General features: G+C 62.7%; 20 protein-coding genes and 1 tRNA gene. 14 read left to right on the top strand and 7 right to left on the bottom strand.

The features are described from left to right. The first annotated feature begins 78 nt into the window (after positions 1–78). Positions 79–519, top strand: coding sequence for a DUF2325 domain-containing protein (locus J7548_RS10255; protein WP_290974116.1), 441 nt, complete (start codon positions 79–81; stop codon positions 517–519). A 122-nt stretch (positions 520–641) separates the two neighbouring features. Beyond that, positions 642–1,145, top strand: a complete 504-nt coding sequence (locus tag J7548_RS10250; protein ID WP_290974112.1) for a hypothetical protein — start codon at positions 642–644, stop codon at positions 1,143–1,145. An 87-nt stretch (positions 1,146–1,232) separates the two neighbouring features. On the opposite strand, the gene J7548_RS10245 is transcribed toward J7548_RS10250, so the two are convergent. The 3 genes from J7548_RS10245 to J7548_RS10235 all read right to left on the bottom strand — a co-directional run bounded on the left by J7548_RS10245 (position 1,233) and on the right by J7548_RS10235 (position 5,074). After that, complete coding sequence (locus tag J7548_RS10245) at positions 1,233–2,906, bottom strand: diguanylate cyclase (protein ID WP_290974109.1); 1,674 nt, start codon at positions 2,904–2,906, stop codon at positions 1,233–1,235. A 119-nt stretch (positions 2,907–3,025) separates the two neighbouring features. After that, positions 3,026–4,594 (bottom strand): class I SAM-dependent methyltransferase, encoded by a 1,569-nt coding sequence (locus J7548_RS10240; protein WP_290974106.1) that lies wholly within the window; start codon positions 4,592–4,594, stop codon positions 3,026–3,028. 72 nt (positions 4,595–4,666) lie between these two features. Next, positions 4,667–5,074 (bottom strand): nucleotide pyrophosphohydrolase, encoded by a 408-nt coding sequence (locus J7548_RS10235; protein ID WP_290974103.1) that lies wholly within the window; start codon positions 5,072–5,074, stop codon positions 4,667–4,669. A 170-nt stretch (positions 5,075–5,244) separates the two neighbouring features. Here J7548_RS10235 and J7548_RS10230 point away from each other — a divergent pair, with 170 nt between their 5' ends. From J7548_RS10230 to J7548_RS10205, 6 genes are all read left to right on the top strand, one after another. Then, entirely contained in the window at positions 5,245–5,841 is a 597-nt protein-coding gene (locus J7548_RS10230; protein WP_290974100.1) for an attG domain containing protein, read from the top strand. A 285-nt stretch (positions 5,842–6,126) separates the two neighbouring features. Then, positions 6,127–7,776 carry a PAS domain-containing methyl-accepting chemotaxis protein gene (locus J7548_RS10225; protein WP_290974097.1) on the top strand — a complete coding sequence of 550 codons (1,650 nt, stop codon included), beginning with the start codon at positions 6,127–6,129 and terminating at the stop codon, positions 7,774–7,776. 180 nt (positions 7,777–7,956) lie between these two features. Further along, complete coding sequence (locus tag J7548_RS10220; protein WP_290974094.1) at positions 7,957–8,166, top strand: protamine P1 domain containing protein; 210 nt, start codon at positions 7,957–7,959, stop codon at positions 8,164–8,166. Between the two features lie 436 nt (positions 8,167–8,602). Next, on the top strand, positions 8,603–11,521 hold the full coding sequence (locus J7548_RS10215) for an autotransporter domain-containing protein (RefSeq protein ID WP_290974091.1): 2,919 nt from the start codon (positions 8,603–8,605) through the stop codon (positions 11,519–11,521). 134 nt (positions 11,522–11,655) lie between these two features. After that, complete coding sequence (locus tag J7548_RS10210) at positions 11,656–12,282, top strand: trimeric intracellular cation channel family protein (protein WP_290974089.1); 627 nt, start codon at positions 11,656–11,658, stop codon at positions 12,280–12,282. Positions 12,283–12,333: 51 nt separating this feature from the next. Then, the gene (locus J7548_RS10205; protein WP_290974086.1) at positions 12,334–12,990 is read left to right on the top strand and encodes a uracil-DNA glycosylase family protein; all 657 of its coding nucleotides are present in this window, start codon (positions 12,334–12,336) and stop codon (positions 12,988–12,990) included. Between the two features lie 22 nt (positions 12,991–13,012). Here J7548_RS10205 and J7548_RS10200 read toward each other — a convergent pair whose 3' ends face one another. After that, a complete protein-coding gene (locus J7548_RS10200) occupies positions 13,013–13,621 on the bottom strand; it encodes a rhodanese-like domain-containing protein (RefSeq protein ID WP_290974083.1) in 609 nt (202 codons plus the stop codon). 269 nt (positions 13,622–13,890) lie between these two features. On the opposite strand from J7548_RS10200, the gene J7548_RS10195 reads away from it, so the two are divergent. Continuing rightward, the gene (locus J7548_RS10195) at positions 13,891–14,691 is read left to right on the top strand and encodes a hypothetical protein (protein WP_290974081.1); all 801 of its coding nucleotides are present in this window, start codon (positions 13,891–13,893) and stop codon (positions 14,689–14,691) included. 35 nt (positions 14,692–14,726) lie between these two features. On the opposite strand, the gene J7548_RS10190 is transcribed toward J7548_RS10195, so the two are convergent. From J7548_RS10190 to J7548_RS10180, 3 genes are all read right to left on the bottom strand, one after another. Continuing rightward, positions 14,727–15,266: a cytochrome b gene (locus J7548_RS10190; protein ID WP_290974078.1), complete on the bottom strand. Its 540-nt coding sequence runs from the start codon at positions 15,264–15,266 to the stop codon at positions 14,727–14,729. Between the two features lies 1 nt (position 15,267). Then, positions 15,268–15,963 (bottom strand): VIT family protein, encoded by a 696-nt coding sequence (locus tag J7548_RS10185; protein ID WP_290974075.1) that lies wholly within the window; start codon positions 15,961–15,963, stop codon positions 15,268–15,270. Positions 15,964–16,118: 155 nt separating this feature from the next. Continuing rightward, entirely contained in the window at positions 16,119–16,895 is a 777-nt protein-coding gene (locus tag J7548_RS10180; RefSeq protein ID WP_290974073.1) for an alpha/beta hydrolase, read from the bottom strand. A gap of 293 nt (positions 16,896–17,188) precedes the next feature. On the opposite strand from J7548_RS10180, the gene J7548_RS10175 reads away from it, so the two are divergent. From J7548_RS10175 to J7548_RS10155, 5 genes are all read left to right on the top strand, one after another. Further along, complete coding sequence (locus J7548_RS10175; RefSeq protein ID WP_290974069.1) at positions 17,189–17,608, top strand: YidB family protein; 420 nt, start codon at positions 17,189–17,191, stop codon at positions 17,606–17,608. Positions 17,609–17,915: 307 nt separating this feature from the next. Continuing rightward, entirely contained in the window at positions 17,916–18,170 is a 255-nt protein-coding gene (locus tag J7548_RS10170) for a GlsB/YeaQ/YmgE family stress response membrane protein (RefSeq protein ID WP_366005216.1), read from the top strand. 60 nt (positions 18,171–18,230) lie between these two features. Further along, positions 18,231–18,671 (top strand): DUF3761 domain-containing protein, encoded by a 441-nt coding sequence (locus J7548_RS10165; RefSeq protein ID WP_290974067.1) that lies wholly within the window; start codon positions 18,231–18,233, stop codon positions 18,669–18,671. Between the two features lie 351 nt (positions 18,672–19,022). After that, on the top strand, positions 19,023–19,877 hold the full coding sequence (locus tag J7548_RS10160; protein ID WP_290974064.1) for a DUF2846 domain-containing protein: 855 nt from the start codon (positions 19,023–19,025) through the stop codon (positions 19,875–19,877). 428 nt (positions 19,878–20,305) lie between these two features. Beyond that, positions 20,306–20,379, top strand: a tRNA-Gly gene (locus J7548_RS10155). Positions 20,380–20,412: the final 33 nt, after the last annotated feature.

The following is a 20,412-nucleotide window of genomic DNA, read 5'->3' as shown; positions in this document are numbered from 1 at the left end:
TGCAGATGCAAATTCATTCGTTCGTCCGCCGCGGCGGCGGGTTTAGGCTTGAAGCGTCATCAATTTCAGGCCTTCCCTATGCGAAAAGAGAACCGCCGAGCCAAGTCCGACAACGCTCCCTCCGCCGTCGCTTCCCAGACGGCCGCCCCCATTTCGCTGGATGACCGCTGTGTACTGTGCGTGGGCGGATTGACCGGCGCCCGCAATCATTACCGCGCCGAGATCGAGACGCGCGACGGTCGCTTCATCCATCACGACGGCGGCCGCGAAGACAACCTGCACCGCCTGGCGCCGATGCTGGCCGCGGCCGATATCGTGATCTGCGCCTCCGGCAACATCAGCCACAACGCCTACCACCTGGTCAAGAGCACCTGCAAGAAACTGGGCAAGCCGTGCGTGCTGGTCAAGGGCACCGGCATCGCCTCCTTCCTCGACGGCCTGGGCAGCCTGGCGCAACCGCATCCGGCGGCAAGCGGCCCGTCGGCGCGCGGCGAACGCATGCTCAAAAGCGGGCGCTGAACGGCCCTGCCTGCCGCGCCGATTGGAAAAAATCGGCAAAGCCCCCTACAATCGACTCCCACGGCCATACATGATGGCCAAAGTGACAATCAGCCGATCCGGCATCATCCTCGGGAGTTCGTTTGAAAATCGTACGTCGCCTGGCCGCAAGCCTTCTGGTGCTGGCCTGTTCGGCCGGCGTGGCTCCGGTCGCGCAAGCCGCGCCGCAACCCAGCTTCGGCATCGAGATCGGCAATGCCCTGCTGTGCCTGAACCAGCTCAACAGCAAATATTTCTACGACTACCTGACCGAAGCCTTCGGCCCGCCGTACAAGACCGAAGGCGGCGCCTTCTGGTTCAAGGCCAGCAACGTCAACCTGTGGGGAGTGCAGGTCACCGACCTGCTGGTCAACGACAGCAGCAGCCAGGCCGATTTCATCGGCGCCTTCTTCAACGCCACCCCGGTCAAGCTGACCGAGTCGATCAGTTCGGCGCTGGGCATCCGCTTCACGCCGGATGACAATTCCGCCTACCCGGTGCGCCAGTCGCAAGCCGGCAGCAAGATCGTCTACAACAACACGAACGCCAAGATGTATTGCGCCAAATCCAAGTTCCTGGTGCCTTCGCCGCAGCAGCCGGGGCCCTGAACCGGTTGCCGAGGCAGGATGGAAAAAGCCGCGCATGATGCGCGGCTTTTTGATTGGGCCGGGCTTGCGCCCTTGCAGCCGCGCCGCTTAATCCTGCTCCCGGGAACGCTTCACATCCTCGATGCTGCGGATGCAATCGCGGCCGGCCGCCTTGGCCAGGTATAGCGCTTCATCGGCCTGGCGCAGCACATCGTCCGGCTGGTCCTGCTGACGCCGGGGGATCATGGCCGAAACGCCGATGCTGATGCTCAGGTAGCCGGTGGCGCTGGCGGCGTGCCCGATCCTGAGGCCATGAACGGACTGGCGGATGCGCTCGGCGACCGTCAGCGCGCCCTCCAGCCCGGCGCCCGGCAACAGCACCGCGATCTCTTCGCCGCCGTAACGCGCCGGCAGGTCTTCCGGGCGCACATCGGTTTCGCGAATGGCGCTGCCCAGGCGGCGCAGCACCTCGTCGCCGGCAATGTGGCCGTACAAGTCGTTGTACTGCTTGAAGTAGTCGACGTCGATCATGATCACCGCCAGCGACAGGCCGGTGCGGGCCGCGCGGTTGAATTCCTCCTGCAGGCCGCGCTCGAACTGGCGGCGGTTGGCCAGGCCGGTGAGCGCATCCTCCAGCGCCAGGCGGGACAGGGTCTTGTTCATTTCCTCCAGGTTGACGCGCGTCTCGTCCAGTTCGGTCTCGATGTTCTTGCGCTCCTGCATCAGGGCATTGAAAGCGCCGTGCAAATCGCCCAGCTCATCCTGGCGCACTTCGCCGGGAAGCTGTTCCAGGCTCTTGTCCTGGCGGATGCGGTGGATGTGCGCCAGCAAGCTCTGCAGCGGAAAGAACAGGCGGCCGATGAACCACCAGGCCAGGGCGCCGGCCAGCAGCGTCAGCACGCTGGCGGCCAGAATGGCGCGCTCCTGGATGTCGGCGATGGGCGCGTAGGCATCCGCGCTCAGGTAGTGGGCGCCGATGATCCAGTTGGCGCTGCTCATGCGCTTGTAGGAAGACAAGGCCGGCTCGCCATCCTCATCCATGCTTTCCATGCTGCCTTCGAACCCCTTGAGCGCCTGCGCATTGGCAAGGCTGCGGCCGCCCACGGCATCCATATGCTGGAGGATGAGTTCCTTGTTCGGATGCTCGACCACGATGCCGTCGGTCGTGAAGATATACATGAAGCCGCTCTTGCCCAGGCGCATGTCGGTGAACTGGCCCAGGAAATTGTGTTCCTTCAGGTCGATGCTGGCCACCAGCACCAGGTCCACCTCGCCGCGCGCATTGAACAGCGGCTCGGTCATCAGGACCACCGAGCGGTTCGACATCTTGCTTTTCAGCGGCTTGGAAATCACGCCCTTGCCAGTCTTGAGCGTATCCTCCAGATAGTCGCGGCCGGCCAGGCTGAAGCGGCCGACCTGGCTTGCATCGGCATAGTTGGCGATGATGGCGCCATTGGTTTCGACCACCGTGACATTGAAGAACTGCTCGCGCAGCGACAGGTGCCGCTCAAGGTAATGTTGCATCTGCGCCGGATCGTGGCGCGCGGCGACGGGAATGCCTTCGGCCAGCAGGCGCAACGCAATGCGCCGGCCCTCGAAGCCGGCATCGAGCGCCGATGCGGTCAATTGCAAGGCGGTGAATTGCTGCGCGCCCAATTCATCGCGCATGTCGCGCCGGATGACGATGAGCGAAATGGCCGTCACCACGATGGCGGTCACCACCACCGCAGCCACGACAGCCAGGGCCAGGCGGGTCTTGAGTTTCAGGTTCAGGAGCGACATAGACAGAGTATTGATTTTCCCGCCGGGAACACCCTTGATGCTTTTAAGAATACATCCCGCGGATTATTCCGGGCTGCATGCAGATAGCGCCATCGATGATGATGCATGCTGCCCGGCTTTCACACTACCTGCAACGCGCGCAGCAACGGCAGGCGGGTGCGTGCGAACAACTGCGCCTGGGTCGCCAGCTCGCCCAGGTTTTCCTGCTCCCCTTCCAGCCGCACGCCATCGCGCACCAGCTTCTTGCCTTGCGCGCTGATATGCCGCCATGCCAGCGCCGGCCACGCCTCCACGTTCTCGCCCTGTTCCAGATACGCCAGCAGGAACAGCTGGCCGATGCGATCGACCGCCACCCCGCCGCCGGTTACCGGGCTGCACAGGTGGCCGACGCCGCCCTCGGCCGCCGGCGGCTCGGCCTGGGCGGCCTTTTCCAGCAGATGCAGATTGAGCGCGCGGGTGCGCTGCGCGATCTCCGCGCGCGCATGGCCCGCCGGCTCCGGCGGCAGCGGCGCGGCATGGCCGGTGCCGATCAGCATCAGCGCCGAATCCAGCACTTGCGACAGGTTCAGGTTGCGGTGCGCCAGCGACGCCGCCAGGTCGACCAGCGTATGCGGCTGGTAATCGCCCAGCGCCTGCAGGATGGGTTCGTAGATCAGCCGGTTCAGGGTGATCTCGGAGGCCACGTTCTGGATCGTCAGCGGCACCTTGTCCGGTTCGGTGAGCAGCACGATGCTTTGCAGCGCCAGCGCCTGCACCCGCTGGCGGTCGTCCAGGGCCTGCCCGCCGCGCACCCAGTAATCGCGCCGGAACTGCTGGTTGACCATGAAATCGCGCACGCCCTGCTGCATCACCGGATCGCCGATGCCTTGCATGAACTGCCGCTGCGCCGGCGTCAGGTTGGCCATGTCGAGATGGTCGGCGTAGTTGGCCGGGCAGGCGAACTGCAGGCCTGCCTGCGACAGGCGGCGGTGCATGTCGGTGAACGACTCGGCATGCCAGTCGCGGTTGAAGTATTCGTGCGCCAGGTAGTCGCGGCCTTGCTGCTGCAGGATTTTCAGGCGGTCGCGCATGAACGGGTTGGCCTGCGCGTACACCGGGTCGGCGTCGAACATGCGGGCGGCGAAATCCAGCGCGGCATCGATGCGCGCCGCGGTCGGCAGCGCCTGCTCGTCGTTGCCGGCCTGCTGCGCGTGCTGCACCATCAGGTCGCGCAGCGGCATGAAGGCGGACCAGCCGGGCTGGGTGTTGTAGCTGATGTAGAGCACGCCGCCGGGCTTGAGCTTGCGGTCGATGAAGTCGAAGATGATGTCGCGGTTCTCTTGCGAGACCCAGCTCCAGACGCCATGCAGCGCGATGAAATCGAAATCCGGCAGGTCTCCGCGGCGGCAGAAATGCGAGAAGCTGGAGTCTTCCAGCTGCGCGCCGCTGCCGCTGGCCTGCGCAAGTTCCCTGGCGAAGGCGGCTTGCATGGGGTTGAAATCGTTGCCCCACCAGCGCGTGCCCGATGCCGCCGCATGGAAGTTGGTCGACAGGCCCTGGCCGAAGCCCAGTTCGCAGGCCTCCTGGACCACCGGCGAGCGCAGGCCGTGGAAGGCGAACGCCAACGGCAGGCGCGCCGGGTTCATGCCGGGATAGTAGCCGTAGGTGTAGGCGATGTCGAAGACGTATCCGTCGTTCCAGTTACTCAAGGCTTGCTCCCGGCAGAAGATGGCATTGGCATCATCGGGGCCGCCGCGGTTCAACTGCGGCGGCGGTTCCTGTTATTGCTTGTCGCTGCTTGCGTCATTCTTGCCGGTGCCGTAAGCCGTATATTTGCGCGAACTGCCGCGCGCCTGCTCGACGGGGTACTTGCGGCGATTCAGTTCCATTTTCTCCAGCACCGCTTCGCGCAGGTCGACGCCGGTGTGGTCGGCCAACTGGATCAGGTAGACCAGCACATCGGCCATCTCATGCCGTATGCCCTCGCGGGCGGCGGCGTCGAGTTCATGGTCGGCGCCGGTGGGCAGCCACTGGAAATGTTCCATCAGCTCGGCCGCCTCCACCGACAGCGCCATGGCAAGATTTTTCGGCGTATGGAAACGCAGCCAGTCGCGTTCGCTGGAAAACTGGCGGATGATGCCGCGCAGTTCGTCAAGGTCGGAGGTGCGTTGCACTGATAGGTCGCTCATGGGATGGCAATGCATGGAGATGTCGGTAAAACGGCCACTTTATCATCATCGCCGGCTATGCGGCACTGCCGCATGCCGCCGGCAATCCCGCCTATCCTTGATCTGTGGCAGGTTGCGCCACGACGATCTGGTGCACAATGCCACAACCTACACCACCGATTGTTCCGGCCATGATGCACTCGCCTTCCCTCCTTTCCCAGCGCCTGCTGCTGTGCGCCGCCCTGGCGACGGCAAGCCTGCTGGCCGGCTGCGACCGCTCCGTCGACCGGAAACTGGCGCAACACGCGGCGGCGGAAACCACGCTGGGTGTCACCCCGACCGAATTTGCCAGCCGTTTCAACGCGCGGCTGCCGGCCGTACTGGCCGGCATGCGGGTGGAGGAGCCGGAACATATGGCCGGCCTGTACCGGCTCGACCCGTCCCGCCTGCATCCCGGCCGGTATGAATACGTCCTGGAAACCAGGGTCGGCCCAGCACAGACCTCCATGCTCGGCACGCTCAACAAGAAAGGAGAACTGCGGGCGGTCGGCGTGCTGCTCACCGACCGCTCCCAGGCGGCCCGCGACGAATTCCTGATCTGCGCGGATAGTACGGCGCGCAGTTTCATCGTCGCCGCCCCGGAAAAACTGTTGCCGCTGATCACCCGCCTGACCGGCATCGCCCTCGACAATCCGGGACAGCGCATGACGGAAGTCGTCTCCGATCAGTTGCTGTCGGTAGAAGTGGTGCCGCAAGGCCTGCTGTTCCAGGTACAACCGAAACAATAACGGCGACAAGCCGGCTCCTCTGGAGCGCAGTCTCCACGCGCCGGAACGTAACTGTTAATCAACTTATATTTTAATAAAAATACATGGAGATCGAGTTTCACCAAGTCCCGCCGATACACCCGCACCATCGACCCGCTTTACCGACGTATCCAGTTTCACCCACAGTAGCGATAGTTTGAGTTCGCAGGGCTGCCGCACCTGGAGAAGGTGCGCAGCGTCCACAACGACAGGCGCCGGGCCAGCCGATGGCATAGGATCCGGCGCTCTAACGCAAGGGGAAATAGCATGCGCAAGAACCTGCCGGTCACCACCCACGAACGCCTGATGAAAGATGGCAAGTCGATCGTCTCCAAGACCGACCTCCAAGGCAACATCACCTACGTCAATCCCTACTTTATCGAGATCAGCGGCTTCACCGAAGCCGAACTGATCGGCGCCCCGCAAAACATCGTGCGCCATCCCGACATGCCGCGCGAAGCCTTTGCCGACCTGTGGGCCACGATCAAATCGGGGCTGCCGTGGAACGGTCTGGTCAAGAACCGCTGCAAGAACGGCGACTTCTACTGGGTGCAGGCCAACGTCACGCCGGTGCGAGAAAATGGCCGGATGGTCGGCTACATGTCGGTGCGCACCCGTCCCTCGCGCGAGCAGGTGCAAGCGGCCGATGCCGTCTACCGCCGCTTCAGCGCGGGCCAGGCGGGCGGCTTGCGCATCCGGCGCGGCGCCGCCGTGCGCAGCGGCCTGGCCGGCTGGCTGCTGAACCTGCGCAATACCTCCATTGCGCGCCGGCTAGGCCTGGTCATGACCGTACTGGCAATCATGTTCGTTGCCGGCGGCTTCGTTTCCGGCAACGCCGTGCGCCTGGCCGGCGCCAACCCGTATCCGATATGGGCCGGCACGCTGGCGGGCGTCACACTGCTGCTGGGCTCCTGGGCCCTGCTGCACAGCGCTATCGTGACGCCGCTCAAACAAGCCATCGGCGCCGTGCACGGCCTGGCCGGCGGCGACCTCAACCTGCAGGTCGACACCAACCGGCATGGCGACATGGGACTGCTGCTGCAGGCGCTGCAGCAACTCAACGTCAACCTGCGTTCCATCATCGGCGACGTACGCAGCAATGTGGATTCCATCGCGGTATCGACGCAGGAAATCGCCAACGGCAACCTTGACCTCTCCGGCCGTACCGAATCCCAGGCGTCCAGCCTGGAAGAAACCGCCTCCAGCGTCGAACAGTTCGCCGCCACGGTACGCCAGAACGCCGAGTCGGCGGCCAATGCCGACCGCCAGGCGCAATCGGCATCCGAGATTGCCAACCGCGGCAGCGAATCGGTGCGGCGCATGGGCGTGACGATGGAAGAAATCAATACCGCTTCCGCCAAGATCGTTGACATCATCGGCCTGATCGACGGCATCTCGTTCCAAACCAATATCCTGGCGCTCAATGCCGCCGTGGAAGCGGCGCGCGCCGGCGAACAGGGGCGCGGCTTCGCGGTGGTGGCGGCCGAAGTGCGCACGCTGGCGCAACGCTCGGCGGCGGCGGCCAAGGACATCAAGACCCTGATCGACGATTCCGGCAGCAAGGTGGAAAGCGGCAACCTGCTGGTGCGCGAAACGGCGCACGCGATGGATGAGATACGCAATGCGGTGCAAGGCATGGCCGTGACCATGAACGAAATCACCATTGCCAGCAGAGAACAAAGCGGCGGCGTCGAACAGCTCAACCAGTCGATCAACTCGATCGACGAAACCACGCAGCAGAACGCGGCGCTGGTGGAACAGGCCGCCGCCGCTGCCGAGAACCTGCGCGACCAGGCGCACCGGCTGGGCCAGGCGGTCTCTGTATTCAAGATCGGCGACGAAGCCCCGCCGCGCCCCCAGGCGACATTGCCCGCCACGGCGCATCCGATGGCCGCGCGCCAACCGGCGCGGCAATAACACATCCGTGGATGGGGCTCTGCCGCCATCATCCTTTACACCGACTTGCAAATCTTTACCCGGAATGCCGTGAAGACGGCATTCACGCTGCCCTCTTGCGTGGCTATGATGCAGCCATGCCCTGTAACGGCCATTGTGGCCGCTGCGGCCGGCACCATCCATACAACAAGGGAGTCCAGCATGAGCGTCTCATCCGTATCGTCCGGCAACGGCAGCTTCTACAACACCATCGTGCAACCGATCAAAAACGTCGTGAAGGAAGTCGGCGACGACATCGGCGATGCCTACGACACCACGGTGGACACCGTAAAGTCTGCCGCCGCCACTGTCGGCGACGACATTTCGGCCGGCCTCAAGAAGATCGGCAATATCATCGATACCAGCGCCTGAGCCTTAGGGCCTGTTCACATTCAATTTGTGAGTGCGAACGATCATCAGGCGTTGTCTGCCTAGGTGTGGCTCCTTGCCGTAGCCGGTGCTACGGCAAGGAGCCACAACAACGGCAGGCGACGCCTGCCGCCTCCGATCCGGATGGCGTTTCCCCCCCACGAAAATTTCTCCTCCTCTTGCTTCGGTTACGGCGCCGGAACACCCGCCATATCGAAATGCATTCAGCTAAAAAACGAACATCCTTCACGTATTGAGCGAAGAACTTCTGGTTTAAAACAACCTTTCTCGTCTTCCCGTTTTTTTCATATTCCGTTCATACGCGGCTCGCATTCTTCACGCCTTGCGACCCGGTACGTTCGTCTTTCTTCCTCATCTGAACCGCTCTTCATCAGCGGACGGACCGGCCTTTTCACCGCTACGTTGAGGCGATCCATCCATGAAACCGAAACACTCCCTCGTCCTGCTCGGGCTGCTTGCCGCCCATTCCACCTGGGCCGGCACACCGGCCCCCAATGAAGCCGATCCCATCATCGGCAATCGTGACCGCTGGTTCGAGCAGTTGCGCGACAATGTGCTCACCAGCTACCCCCGTCCCGGCTCCGAGCTTGAGCGCATGGATCGCCTGACCACCCACAAGATCAGGTCCACTTCGTCAGCATCGCGCCGCGAGCTGGCGAAGCAAGATGAAAATGAAAAAAACAATCACCCGTACCTGACCTTCCTGGCCAATGCGCTTGGTGCAGAAATGGCAAATTCAGGACCGGGAGCCGGGCTGGAACTGAATGAAGGGTTTCTCAACCTGGAGAGCATGCTGTACGACGCAACCCGTGTCTACGATCCAAACAGGAAGCGGGATCGCTCGATCGATTTCATCCTCAAGGATCTTTACCAACGCGGCCGGCCTTATCAGGTGCTGGACGACAACGGCAACTTCGTCCCCGGCTATACGGAAATCAAAGGATCGTCATTCCCCAGCGGACACTCATGGAACGGCTACGAGAAAGCCTTCCTGTTGGCCACGGTGTTTCCGGAGCGAGGCGAGGAAATCTATGCCCGCGCGCTGCAATATGCGGAAAGCCGCGTCGTGCTGGGCAGGCATTTCGCCACCGACACCATCGCCTCGCGCATCGGCATGTACTACACCACCGCGCAAATGCTGGCCAATGACCAGATCGCGGCTGACATCGCCGCCAACGCGCGCGCTGCCCGCAAGCACATGGAAAAAGCCTGCGGCGACATTGCCTTGCGCCAGTGCCTGGCCGCGCTGCCGACGACGGTCGCCGATGGCTTCCGCGCCGACCAGGACCGCATCGGCTATTACGGCTCGCGCAGCGGGTCATCCGATACGCCGCTCGCCCCTTCCGCCTTGCCGGAACAGGCCCCTTACCTGCTCCGGCTGCGCTTCCCCTACCTGAAACCGGAGGACTGGCGCGACATCCTGGCCGGCAGCGCCTATCCGCAAGATTCGCTGGCCGGCATGCTCACCCCCGGCTCGACCTGGGGCCTGATCAACATGCCGGGCGCCTATCGCGGCCCGGCCTACCTCTACCGCGACATGGAGATCGACCAGCAAGCCGGCAATCCCTACGACATTGCCGGCTTCGGCGAATGGGACGTCTGGAAAAACGACATCGCCGGTCCCGGTGGCCTGGTCAAGCGCGGCGACGGCACGCTGGTGCTGACCGGCAACAACACCTACGCCGGCCCTACCACGGTCAACGGCGGCGCCTTGCTGGTCAACGGTTCCCTGACCTCCGATGTGACCGTCAACAACCATGGCACGCTGGGTGGCAACGGCACGTTGAAGAATCTGCGCGTCACACATGGCGGCATCCTGGCGCCCGGCAACTCGATCGGGAAACTGACCGTCACCGATAACCTGGTGCTGGAAGCCGGTTCCCGCTTCCAGGTGGAAGCCAACGGTGCGGGCCAGGCGGACCAGGTCCAGGCCGGCAACGCCGCCATCAACGGCGGGACGGTGGAAGTGCTGGCCGACCGCGGCATCTACAAGCGCCACACCAACTACACGCTCATTGGCGCCGATACGCTGACCGGCGCCTTCGACAACATCACCACGAACCTGGCCTTTCTCACGCCCACGCTCAGCTACACCGGCCAGGGCGCGTTCATGACGCTCTCGCGCAATGACATGCAGTACAGCGCGGTTGCCGCCACCCGCAACCAGCGGGCGGTCGCCAATGCCTTGGAACGAATTGCCGCCTCCCCAGCCAATGCCGGCCACCATGCCGTGGCCACGATCGACAGCCTGTCGGCGCCGCAAGCGCGCATCGCGCTGGCCGCCGCCAGCGGCGCCGGACTGGTGTCGGCCCAACAGACAGGCGCGGCATTTTCAAGCGGCTTCAACAATCAGCTGCGCGGCCGCCTGGATGTCGTTGCCAATACCTGGAACAACAACACCGCGGCGCAGGATGCGCCCATCATGCTGGCGGCCAACGACAGCGTCGACGACCTGATGCAATCCTTGCAGAAGCAGTCCAGGTTCTCGCTGGCCGGCGGCATCCCCGAAGCGCAGGGCAACCAGGCCGGCCTCTGGCTGCGCCGCTATGGCAGCCAGCAAACCACCGGCGGCGATGCCGAGAATGCGGCGGCGCGCCTGCGCGACGGCGGCACCAGCATCGGCTTCGATGCCAAAGCGGCGCCCGGCCTGGTCGTCGGCATCGCCTTCAACCACGGCAACAGCGACCTGCGCACGGACGATGCCGTGACCGGCCGCTCGCGCGGCAATGCCGTGGCGCTCTACGCCGGATACGCCAGCGGCAACTGGAACTTGAGCGCTTCGTTCAACATCGCCCGCAACAACAACCATACCGAGCGCCGCTTGTCGTTCGGCAGCCTGCAACAGACCGCCATCGCCGACTTCCGCAGCCGCAGCCTGGCGCTGTACGGCGAGGCCGCCTACGACATTCCCATGCCGGGCTGGATACTGCGCCCTCTCGCCGGGCTGTCGTGGACGCATAGCAAGACCGACGGCTTCACCGAGAGCGGCGCGCCGGGGTTCAACCTGCAAGTCGCCCCGCGCAGCGAACATTCCGTCAAAACCCTGCTGGGCGCGAAGGCGGTAGTCGCTGTCGGCGACAGCATCCAGGTGCAGCCGCGCCTGGCCTGGTCGCACGATTTCGGCAATGCCAATGCGCCGATGACCAGCCAGTTCCAGGACAGCGGCATCGTGTTCTCCAGCCACGGCGCCGCCATCCCGCGCGATGCGCTGGTCGGCGGCCTGACCGTGTCAGGCCGGGCCGGCAGCCGCATCTCGCTGTTCGCGGATGTGCAGGCGCAATACAATTCGCGCCAGAGCAATCTTGGCTTTTTGGTGGGTGCAAGAAGCAGCTGGTAAGCGCCGGCATTGATGCCAAAGCGCCTGTTCCCGACGCAGCGCGAACAGGCGCGCGCCCCCTGGCCGGCACAATAGCCGCGGCGCATATAATTCGGCACCGGCCATAGAGGCCATAGAACACGAGAGAAGCCTTTATGCTGCTGCACTACATCTACCTGCTCGCCATCTCCGCCGAAGCCGTCTCCGGCGCGCTGATGGGCATCCGCAAGGACATGGACATCTTCGGCATCTGCCTGATCGGCACGGTGGCGGCGCTGGGCGGGGGGACCGTGCGCGACGTCCTGATCGGCCACTATCCGCTGGGCTGGGTGACCCACCCGGAATACCTGGCCTTCACCATCTGCGCGGCAGTCGTAGCGGCCGTTGCGGCGGGCGCCCTGCATCATTTCAAATCGGCATTCCTGGTAGTCGATGCGCTGGGCCTGGTCGCCTTCACCATCATCGGCTGCGATATCGCCAGCGGCTTTTCCAGTTTCCATCCGGCCATCGTGGTGATCCTGGGCATGGTGACCGGCGTTTTCGGCGGCCTGCTGCGCGATGTGCTGTGCAACGAAATCCCGCTGGTGCTGCGCCGTGAAATCTACGCCAGCGTCTCGCTGCTGACCGGCGCCATGTATGTCGGCCTTCAGCATCTCCCCATCGACCCGCATATCGCCACGCTGGGCTCCTTGCTGCTCGGCTTTGCGGTGCGGCTGCTGGCGATCCGCTTCCATTGGGAACTGCCTCGGCTGAACAAGGAAAACGTCCGCGGCTTCGACTGAAGCCGCGCGCCGCCGGCGTCTGCAGGGACAATCCCGACAGATGGAAGCGCCATGAGCACCCCGATTGCCGGCGATACAATAGGCCTCTCCCACCGGCATCAAGGCCGCAACCAGGAGGACATCGTGGTATCCCGCTCGTTTCCGTTGCTATTGGAAGAGGTCAGGCATTGCACGCTCTGCGCCGAGTCCCTTCCGCTCGGCCCGCGCCCGGTGGTGCAGGCGCATCCGCAGGCACGCATGCTGATCGCCGGGCAGGCGCCGGGCAAGAAGGTGCACCTGTCCGGCATCCCGTTCGACGATGCCAGCGGCGACAGGCTGCGCGCCTGGCTCGGCATCGGCCGCGAGACTTTCTACGATCCGCATGCGGTCGCCATCCTGCCGATGGGTTTCTGTTATCCGGGAACCGGAAAATCCGGGGATTTGCCGCCACGGCCCGAATGCGCGCCGAAATGGCGGGCATCCCTGCTGGCGCAATTGCCCAATATCGAGCTGACGCTGGTCATCGGCCAATATGCATTGGCCTACCATTTCCCATCCGCCTACGCCTCGCTGACCGAAGCGGTCCAGGCCTGGCGCGACCGCCCGCAGGATGTCATCGTGCTGCCGCATCCGAGTCCACGCAACCAGCTATGGCTACGCCGCAACCCGTGGTTCGAGTCGGAATTACTGCCGCACCTGCGACGCAGGGTCGCCAGGCTGCTCGGTTAGCCTGGCGACCCGCAGGACGGGTTCAATCGTCGCCGCCGGCCTCTTCCTGGGGCTTCTTGAATTTCTTGCCCGCCGCCTTCCAGGCATCGCGACCGCCCCGATACCAATACACATTGGTATAGCCGGCCGCCTTGGCATGCAATGCCGCGTTATAGGAAAGCCAGCATTTCGGCCCGTGGCAATAGAACACTACCGCCCTGCTTTTATCGCCGTTCGTATGCTTGGCGAGCAGGTTGGTGAACTTTTCCAGGTCGCTCCCGAGCAACCGCCCCTCCCCCGATCCTTCGGCCACAATCGCCCCCGGAATGACACCTTGCGCGCCATACGCCACGAAAATGACCGGCTTGGGGTCGGCCTTGCGCATTTCCACCAGCTCTTGCGTGGAAACCACTTTGGCGCCCGGGATGCTGGTCGGCGTAGGCGAGCCATAGCCTTGCGTGCGCGGATAGTCGGTCGGCGCCACGCCAAAGTCCTTCAGTTCATCCGCATAGCCGGTGTCTTGCGCGGCAGACAGCGCATGCATGGCGCCAAGGAACAGCAGAAGTAGCAAATGGCGGATACGTGTTGTTATTGTCATCATAAACACCTCGATCAGGTTGTGGAAACGGTGCGATATCCGGGCGCCGGCCACGCTGTTTCGAACCGTCCCGGCACAGGCGGCGGGCAATCCAGGGACGCCCCGCCGCCTGTACCCCAATGTAGATCTTTAGTGGGCGCGGCGCCTCATACGTTTGCATGAGGCGCAAACGCCCGGAAAAATATACATTCCCATCCGGATCGGGGCAACGGGGAGAGCATGCGGCGGCGCCCGTCGGCGCAAGAAGCCCGGGACGCTTGCCGCCAGGCCGATCCCGCATTGCACACAATAATCGACCGACCGTACCTGAGGGGGAATGGAACATGCGCATCCGGGACAACCTGTTCTTGCTTGTGGCGGCGTTAGCCGGTTGTGCCGCGCCATCGCCATACCTTGATGAAGTGCGCGCTGCCGATGCCCTGCGCAACAGTGGGAACTATGCCGCCGCCGCAGAGGAATATGAACGGCTCGCCATCAAATACAGCGGCAGCCGGGGCAAGTCGGCCCTGCTCTGGCTTCATGCGTCGCACGCCTGGAACAGCGCCGGCAATACGGTACGGGCGCAGCAAGACCGCGCCATGTGGGAGGGACTCACCAACAGCGCCGGCAGTGCCCAGCCCAGTCCGTCGCCAATGCTGATGTCGACGCCTTACCAGGCGCCGGCCGCGGCCGCTTCCAAGAACAGGAGTTCCGGCCAATACCAGGCCAACACTTACGCGCCAGCCGGCACCAGCAGCTATAACGGCAACTATGGCAGCGGCAATAGCGGCGGCAATGGCAATTCCCGCTCAAGCGCCGGCTCCCAGGATCCGTTCCTCTATGCCGAGGGCGTCAACAACTGCCTGGTGACCGAGCCGAACCCGGCGATCAAAGGCACCAGCCGCTGGCGCAACCAATGCGGCTTCAAGATCAACATCACCTTTTGCTCGATCCGGAACAACCGCAATGAATGCGCAATGCGCCTGACCGGCGGTTCCAGCCTGGAAGCCGGCGCCACCGCCTATCTCTTGCGCGATGAGCGCAGCGACATGTACATCGCCTGCAGGGATCCCTACTACATCCCCGGTTCGAAACTTACCTGGTCGGGAGAGCGTTTCTCAGGACGCTGCCAGAAAAACCGATGAAGGGAATTGCCAGGCACTGGCAGACGCCCGCCCGTTCATTTCTTCCGCGAGTGGAAAGCCATACGCTGCAGGACAGGAACGCGGTCGACAAACTGGTGCCACAAGGCTCCCAGCACATGCGCCCCGACCAGGAAGTAGACGGCATTGCCGATCAGTTCGTGCAGTTCCTTGAGCTGATCGCGCATCGCCTGATCGGGAGAGACCAATGCCGGCAACTGCATCCCGAAAAACATCACCTCCTTGCCGCCGGCCTGGGTAAACAGGATCCCGGTAACAGGCAAGGCGAACATGACGATGTACAAGGCCCAGTGCACGCCCCTGGCTGCCCACTGCTGCCAAGGCGCACCATCAACTTCTGCCGGCGCGCCCCAGATGCCCCGGAAAATCAGGCGCAACACGGCCGCCCACAGGACCAGTTGCCCCGCATGCATATGGATCGTGCGCAATATGTCTTTCCAGGGGTGCCCCTTGGGAAGATCGCCCCGCACCTCGATTGCGGCAAGCGCCACCACGAACAACCCGAAGATCAGCCAGTGCGCGGCCACAGAAAGAGGATGGTATTTTTCTCTCGTCATATCAGGCTACCGCTCCAAATATTGCGCCCGCGCCGGCCGTCACGGCCATCGCAAGCGAGCTCCAAAACGTTACCCGGCACGCCCCCTTGAAGACATTGGCGCCGCCGCTCTTGGCCGCCCATCCGCCGAGCACGCCGAGAAACAGAAGCGAAGAGGCGCAGATCCAGGCAACCAGGGTATGCGCAGGCGCCAGCGCAGCCACCCCCAGCGGCAATGCCGCCCCCGACGCAAAACTGAATGCCGAAACCACGGCCGCTTGCAGCGGCTTGGCCGCCATGGCCTCGGAAATGCCGAGCTCGTCCCTGGCGTGCGCATCCAATGCATCATGCGCCATCAATTGCTCGGCGACCTTGCTTGCGGTGTGCTGGTCCAGCCCGCGGCGCATGTATATACCCATCAGCTCGCGATGCTCGCCGGCAGGGTCGGCCGCCAGTTCTTCACGTTCTTGCTTCAAGGCCGCGCTTTCGCTGTCGGCCTGGGAGTGCACCGATACATATTCGCCGGTCGCCATCGACATCGCCCCGGCGACTAGCCCGGCAACACCCGTGAGCAGCAAGTTTTCCTGCGCCGCATTGGCGGCAGCCACGCCCAGCAGCAGGCAGGCAATCGAAACGATGCCGTCATTGGCGCCAAGCACGGCGGCCCTGAGCCATGAGATGGCATCAACCTTATGGTATTCGAGATGAAATTTGGCCATGGCGCCACCTGGATCCGAAATCCTGAAATTGTAGAGATGGCCTCCGGAAAAAGCTAAGAGAATTACTGAAAACGTGCACGGTATCGATTCGCATTAATCCGATTTAGCGCCAGCGGCGGCAGCCAGCCACTGTGCGGCCGCCCCTTTCCATGCGATCAGGACGACGGATTGCGGATCCAATCCGTAATCAGCTTGACGGTTTGCGCTTCGAAGTTGACGTAGCCGTGCCAGTGCATCGCCTCGCAGGGTTCTCCCCGCAGCGATGAACCGCCATCGACCAGGATGAATTTCCTGGCCGGCGCGTTCTTCAGTTTGGCGACGATGGCCGCGGCCTGCTCCGGCACGCAGATCGGGCAGGCATCGAGCTTGTGGTGCAGCACCAGCGTGGGGACGACGATCTTGTCGAGCTCCTGCGTCCCGATCGCGCCTGCCTTGCGGTTGGTGATGCTGGAGGTCAGCACCAGGCCGGAAATCTTCCCCTCTCCCAGGGTGATCGCGGCGGCAGTCGCCGACACCGTTCCCCGGCTGGTTCCCACCAGCCATACCGGCTTGCCGAACGTGCCGCGGGCGTAGTCGACCACATTGCCGATCTCGACCATGTGCTCATGGCTGATCCGTTCGGGCAAGTCGAGCAAGCGCAAGTCGCTGGCGCGAAACACCACCAGCACATTGAACCCTTCATCCTCGAATAGCTGCCGCGAACGCGCCAGGAAATTGCCGCTGCCCGGCTTGCCGTCGACGATCTTGCCGGTGCCGGAATCGCCGCCCGGCAACAGCACCAGCGTGGCGACCGCCTGGGGATTTTCCATCGCATACACCGGGATGCGCGCCTCGCCGCGGCCGGCATCGAGATAGACGAAGCCTTCGCCGGACCAGGCGCGCAACGGCAGCAGGAAGGCAATGACCAGAAATAGTGACGTCGGTATGCGCATTGCCGTTTCCTCCCCAGTATCAGGCTATCTCTGTACGCCCCATGCGCTGCGGGCAATGGCAGCGCCACGGCATGAAAAACAAGAGCAGCATATCCAATCCCGCAGAATGCGCAAACGCCAAAATGACACAAAGGTGCTTGCCGAAAAACCGGCAGCGCCGCTCCGGTGTTACGCTACCACCTGAAATCCAGCCAGCGTATTTGCCATACTTTCGCTTCCCCCGTGCCAGTGCGCACTATCAACCCGCGTGCAACAGCCCCATGTCCGTTGCAATGCATCCGAAGGAGAAAATAATGGGCTTACTCGACCAACTCGCAGGACAGGTTTTGAACAACCTCGGCACGCAATCGCAGGAGCAGCCGCAGTCTTCGGCGCTGTTGTCCGGCGTGATGGCGCTGGTCAACCAGGCCGGCGGCGTGCAAGGGCTGCTCAACCAGTTGCAGCAAGGCGGCCTCGGCGACCAGGTGGCATCCTGGCTGGGCACGGGCCAGAACCAGCCGGTTTCCGGCGACCAGATCACCAACGCCCTGGGCAACGATGCGCTGTCGCAAGTCGCGCAGCAGGCCGGCGTGGCGCCCGAACATGCGGCCGCCGGGCTGGCGCAACTGCTGCCGCAGATCATCGACCACCTGAGCCCGAACGGCCAGGTCAGCGACAACAACGAACTGCTGGAACAGGGCCTGGCCTTGCTCAAGGGCAAGCTGTTCGGCTGATCCGCCACGGCATGCCGCCGGCCGCGCGCCGGCGGCGCCATTCAAATCAAACGAATCCCGGGATTGCATGGATTGCAATTCCCGCGTCCCATCCAACCCTGTGCAACGCGCGTCAAAGCACGCTTCCCGTCTGCAATTGCAATTTGTTACATCTCCCCGGTCAACATCCGTTCCGGAAAGTTCGTTGATGGGGACATCACCTCAGCAATGCATCATTGAAATCAAGTCAAACATTGCAGGAGCGTGACAAGAAACAAAGACGTATTCACCAACCCGAATCCATTGCCTATCAATCAAGGAGATGACAATGATGCATTACCTCTGGATGTTCATCGTCGGTATCGTTGTTGGCGCGATCGCCCGCCTGGTCGTTCCGGGCAGCGAGCATATGGGCATTTTCCTCACCGGCATCCTCGGCATCGTCGGTTCCTTTGTCGGCGGCTTCATCAGCCGCCTGTTCAGCCGGCCCGCCGACGGGGCCGTGATCCATCCGGCAGGCATCATCCTGTCCGTGATCGGCGCCGTCCTGGTGCTGCTCGCCTATAACCATTTTGTACGTTGATGCTGAAAAGCGGTGTTGCACGAAGCTGTGTTCGATAACCATTCTTTGACGGAGTTAACCATGAATACCACGTTGAAATCCTTACTCGCCGCAGCCGGATTCCTGATCGCGGCCAGCAGTTTCGCCCAGACGCCGGCCCCGGCTGCTGCGGCTCCAGCAGCAGGCGCCGCCACCGCGCTGTGCAAGGACGGCACATCGTACACGGGCGAATCGAAGAAGGGCGCCTGTTCCGGACATAAGGGCATCAAGGAATGGTACGGCGCCAAGGGCGCGCCGGCAGCTGCCGCAGCCGCTGCTGCGGCGCCCGCCAAGGCCGCTCCGGCACAACCTGCAGTTGCCGCCGGCGGCGGCGCAGGCAAGGTCTGGGTCAACAGCGCCACCAAGACCTATCATTGCTCCGGATCGAAATGGTATGGCAAGACCAAGGCCGGCGAATACATGAGCGAAGCCGATGCCAAGGCCAAGGGCAATCACGCCGACCATGGCAAGGCCTGCTCCTAAATCCGGGCCTGTCGCCGGGTGATACCGGCTTCACGCTTCACTCATGAAGGGTTACGTTGACGCGTAACCCTTCATTCATTTCCGGGCCCGCAAAATAGAAATAAAAGTCTCGCGCATCACCAGCATCACGTTGGAGATTTCGCGTCAGAGATGGACATTGTGCGGTTGTATCCGATCTCTTCATATCTACGACAGCGCCATCGCACAGGAATCTCTTGCTGTCGCTCTTTACATCTGCAAGAATCGGCGCGGGGTTCCATTAATTAAAAACAGGGCATGGGCGGGGGCAGATGGCGGCGCAGCCGGCATCGCTGCGCACGTGCGCCGCATACGCCGATTCACAAAAGAAAAATGCCTATCGCCATTGCCAGCTTCCGGAAACTCCTTATCACCGCTATTGCCCTCTCGCTGCTGGCTTGTACCCATGCGCCACGCAACAAGGCTGAAATCTCAGTACAAGACCCGGGCATGGCCACAATCTACCTGTACCGCGGCTTGGCCACATCCGAGCAACTGCGCACTCCCCCCTTCTACGCCACACTGAACAACAAACCAGTCACGCCGCTGCCCGCCGGCAACTACATTAGCCTGACCGTGCCGCCTGGTCGCCACCATCTGGTAGTCAGCCCCGGCCCCTACGGCTACAACCGCGGCGTGACCGTACAAGCCGAAGCGGGTGCCACCTATTTCTACCAGTTCGAGTTCAAGCTGTCAGAAGACCACAGTTTCTTCTCCGAAACCGCACTCAGTGCGCGCGATGAGGCCATCGGACGCAACGACGTAAAAACATTGACGCGCGCACTGGCGAACTTCAACGATCGTCGGCTAAGCTATCGACGCACCAACTACGCAGGCATATCAGATATTGATGCGGTGCCTGCTATCAATGAACGCGGACGCGAGGGATACCGCAACTGGCTCAAACAGAAACTGCCGCGTGCCTTCGTAATCGCCAGCAATGGCGCCTGGGACAGCTCCTGGGGTATGAGCGTGACCGACATCCCGGGCATCTCCGATCCGACCACCCGTGCCATGCAACGTTGCGCAGCCCGGCAGGATGTCGTGTGTCAAGCCTATGCGATCAATAACAGCGTGGTCTGGAAACCGCTGCCTGTGGTACTGGTACAGCGCGAACGGGAACGTCGGACGGGCGCTGCCGCGGCAACAACTGATTCAATGGCGAATCAGGATAAGAACAAACCGTAATAGCCCCAGACTCACATGATCGCGCCGATCTTCAGCCAGCCCATGATGCGTGCCTGCCATCGGGATTCAAACCAGATGGCTGGAGCGCTACAACGAGTTGGTGCCAGTCAAGCTGTGCAATCGCATTCCCGGCGAAAAAACGCCTTATCCAGTTACGCCAACAGCCCGCGTACAGGCTGAGATGCCGCCATCTAATCCGCTGCTTATTCAATAATGGATACCTGATGTTCCCTATATAATCCGAGACACAATGAGCTGCTGTTTGAGTTTGCCAATACATGTCAAAGTTATTCAGGGAAACCAATTTCAGGTGTGAATTGACTATTTTCCTTCGACAAATCAATATCATAGCGGCATCCGTAGCGCCCCCGGCAAATTCCCAACGTTGGAAAAGACCCTCCGTAACCCGGTATAATCCCCACCCACACGCGGGTGTAGCTCAATGGTAGAGCAGGAGCTTCCCAAGCTTAAGACGAGGGTTCGATCCCCTTCACCCGCTCCAATTCCATGCGGCCTTGCGCCGGAGTCTTCCTGC

It is taken from the genome of Herbaspirillum sp. (assembly GCF_017744395.1).
Taxonomy (GTDB): Bacteria; Pseudomonadota; Gammaproteobacteria; order Burkholderiales; family Burkholderiaceae_D; genus Herbaspirillum.
Note: the sequence above shows the minus strand (reverse complement) of the source record. Positions and strands in the feature narration are given on the sequence as shown.

Excerpts from the sequence above, each read along its gene's own strand:
- J7548_RS10215 (WP_290974091.1), top strand. The coding sequence starts at position 8,603 with ATGAAACCGAAACACTCCCTCGTCCTGCTCGGGCTGCTTGCCGCCCAT.
- J7548_RS10220 (WP_290974094.1), top strand. The coding sequence starts at position 7,957 with ATGAGCGTCTCATCCGTATCGTCCGGCAACGGCAGCTTCTACAACACC.
- J7548_RS10170 (WP_366005216.1), top strand. The coding sequence starts at position 17,916 with ATGATGCATTACCTCTGGATGTTCATCGTCGGTATCGTTGTTGGCGCG.
- J7548_RS10225 (WP_290974097.1), top strand. The coding sequence starts at position 6,127 with ATGCGCAAGAACCTGCCGGTCACCACCCACGAACGCCTGATGAAAGAT.
- J7548_RS10205 (WP_290974086.1), top strand. The coding sequence starts at position 12,334 with ATGAGCACCCCGATTGCCGGCGATACAATAGGCCTCTCCCACCGGCAT.
- J7548_RS10160 (WP_290974064.1), top strand. The coding sequence starts at position 19,023 with ATGCCTATCGCCATTGCCAGCTTCCGGAAACTCCTTATCACCGCTATT.
- J7548_RS10255 (WP_290974116.1), top strand. The coding sequence starts at position 79 with ATGCGAAAAGAGAACCGCCGAGCCAAGTCCGACAACGCTCCCTCCGCC.
- J7548_RS10180 (WP_290974073.1), bottom strand. The coding sequence starts at position 16,895 with ATGCGCATACCGACGTCACTATTTCTGGTCATTGCCTTCCTGCTGCCG.
- J7548_RS10245 (WP_290974109.1), bottom strand. The coding sequence starts at position 2,906 with ATGTCGCTCCTGAACCTGAAACTCAAGACCCGCCTGGCCCTGGCTGTC.
- J7548_RS10210 (WP_290974089.1), top strand. The coding sequence starts at position 11,656 with ATGCTGCTGCACTACATCTACCTGCTCGCCATCTCCGCCGAAGCCGTC.
- J7548_RS10190 (WP_290974078.1), bottom strand. The coding sequence starts at position 15,266 with ATGACGAGAGAAAAATACCATCCTCTTTCTGTGGCCGCGCACTGGCTG.
- J7548_RS10195 (WP_290974081.1), top strand. The coding sequence starts at position 13,891 with ATGCGCATCCGGGACAACCTGTTCTTGCTTGTGGCGGCGTTAGCCGGT.
- J7548_RS10235 (WP_290974103.1), bottom strand. The coding sequence starts at position 5,074 with ATGAGCGACCTATCAGTGCAACGCACCTCCGACCTTGACGAACTGCGC.
- J7548_RS10230 (WP_290974100.1), top strand. The coding sequence starts at position 5,245 with ATGATGCACTCGCCTTCCCTCCTTTCCCAGCGCCTGCTGCTGTGCGCC.
- J7548_RS10185 (WP_290974075.1), bottom strand. The coding sequence starts at position 15,963 with ATGGCCAAATTTCATCTCGAATACCATAAGGTTGATGCCATCTCATGG.
- J7548_RS10175 (WP_290974069.1), top strand. The coding sequence starts at position 17,189 with ATGGGCTTACTCGACCAACTCGCAGGACAGGTTTTGAACAACCTCGGC.
- J7548_RS10165 (WP_290974067.1), top strand. The coding sequence starts at position 18,231 with ATGAATACCACGTTGAAATCCTTACTCGCCGCAGCCGGATTCCTGATC.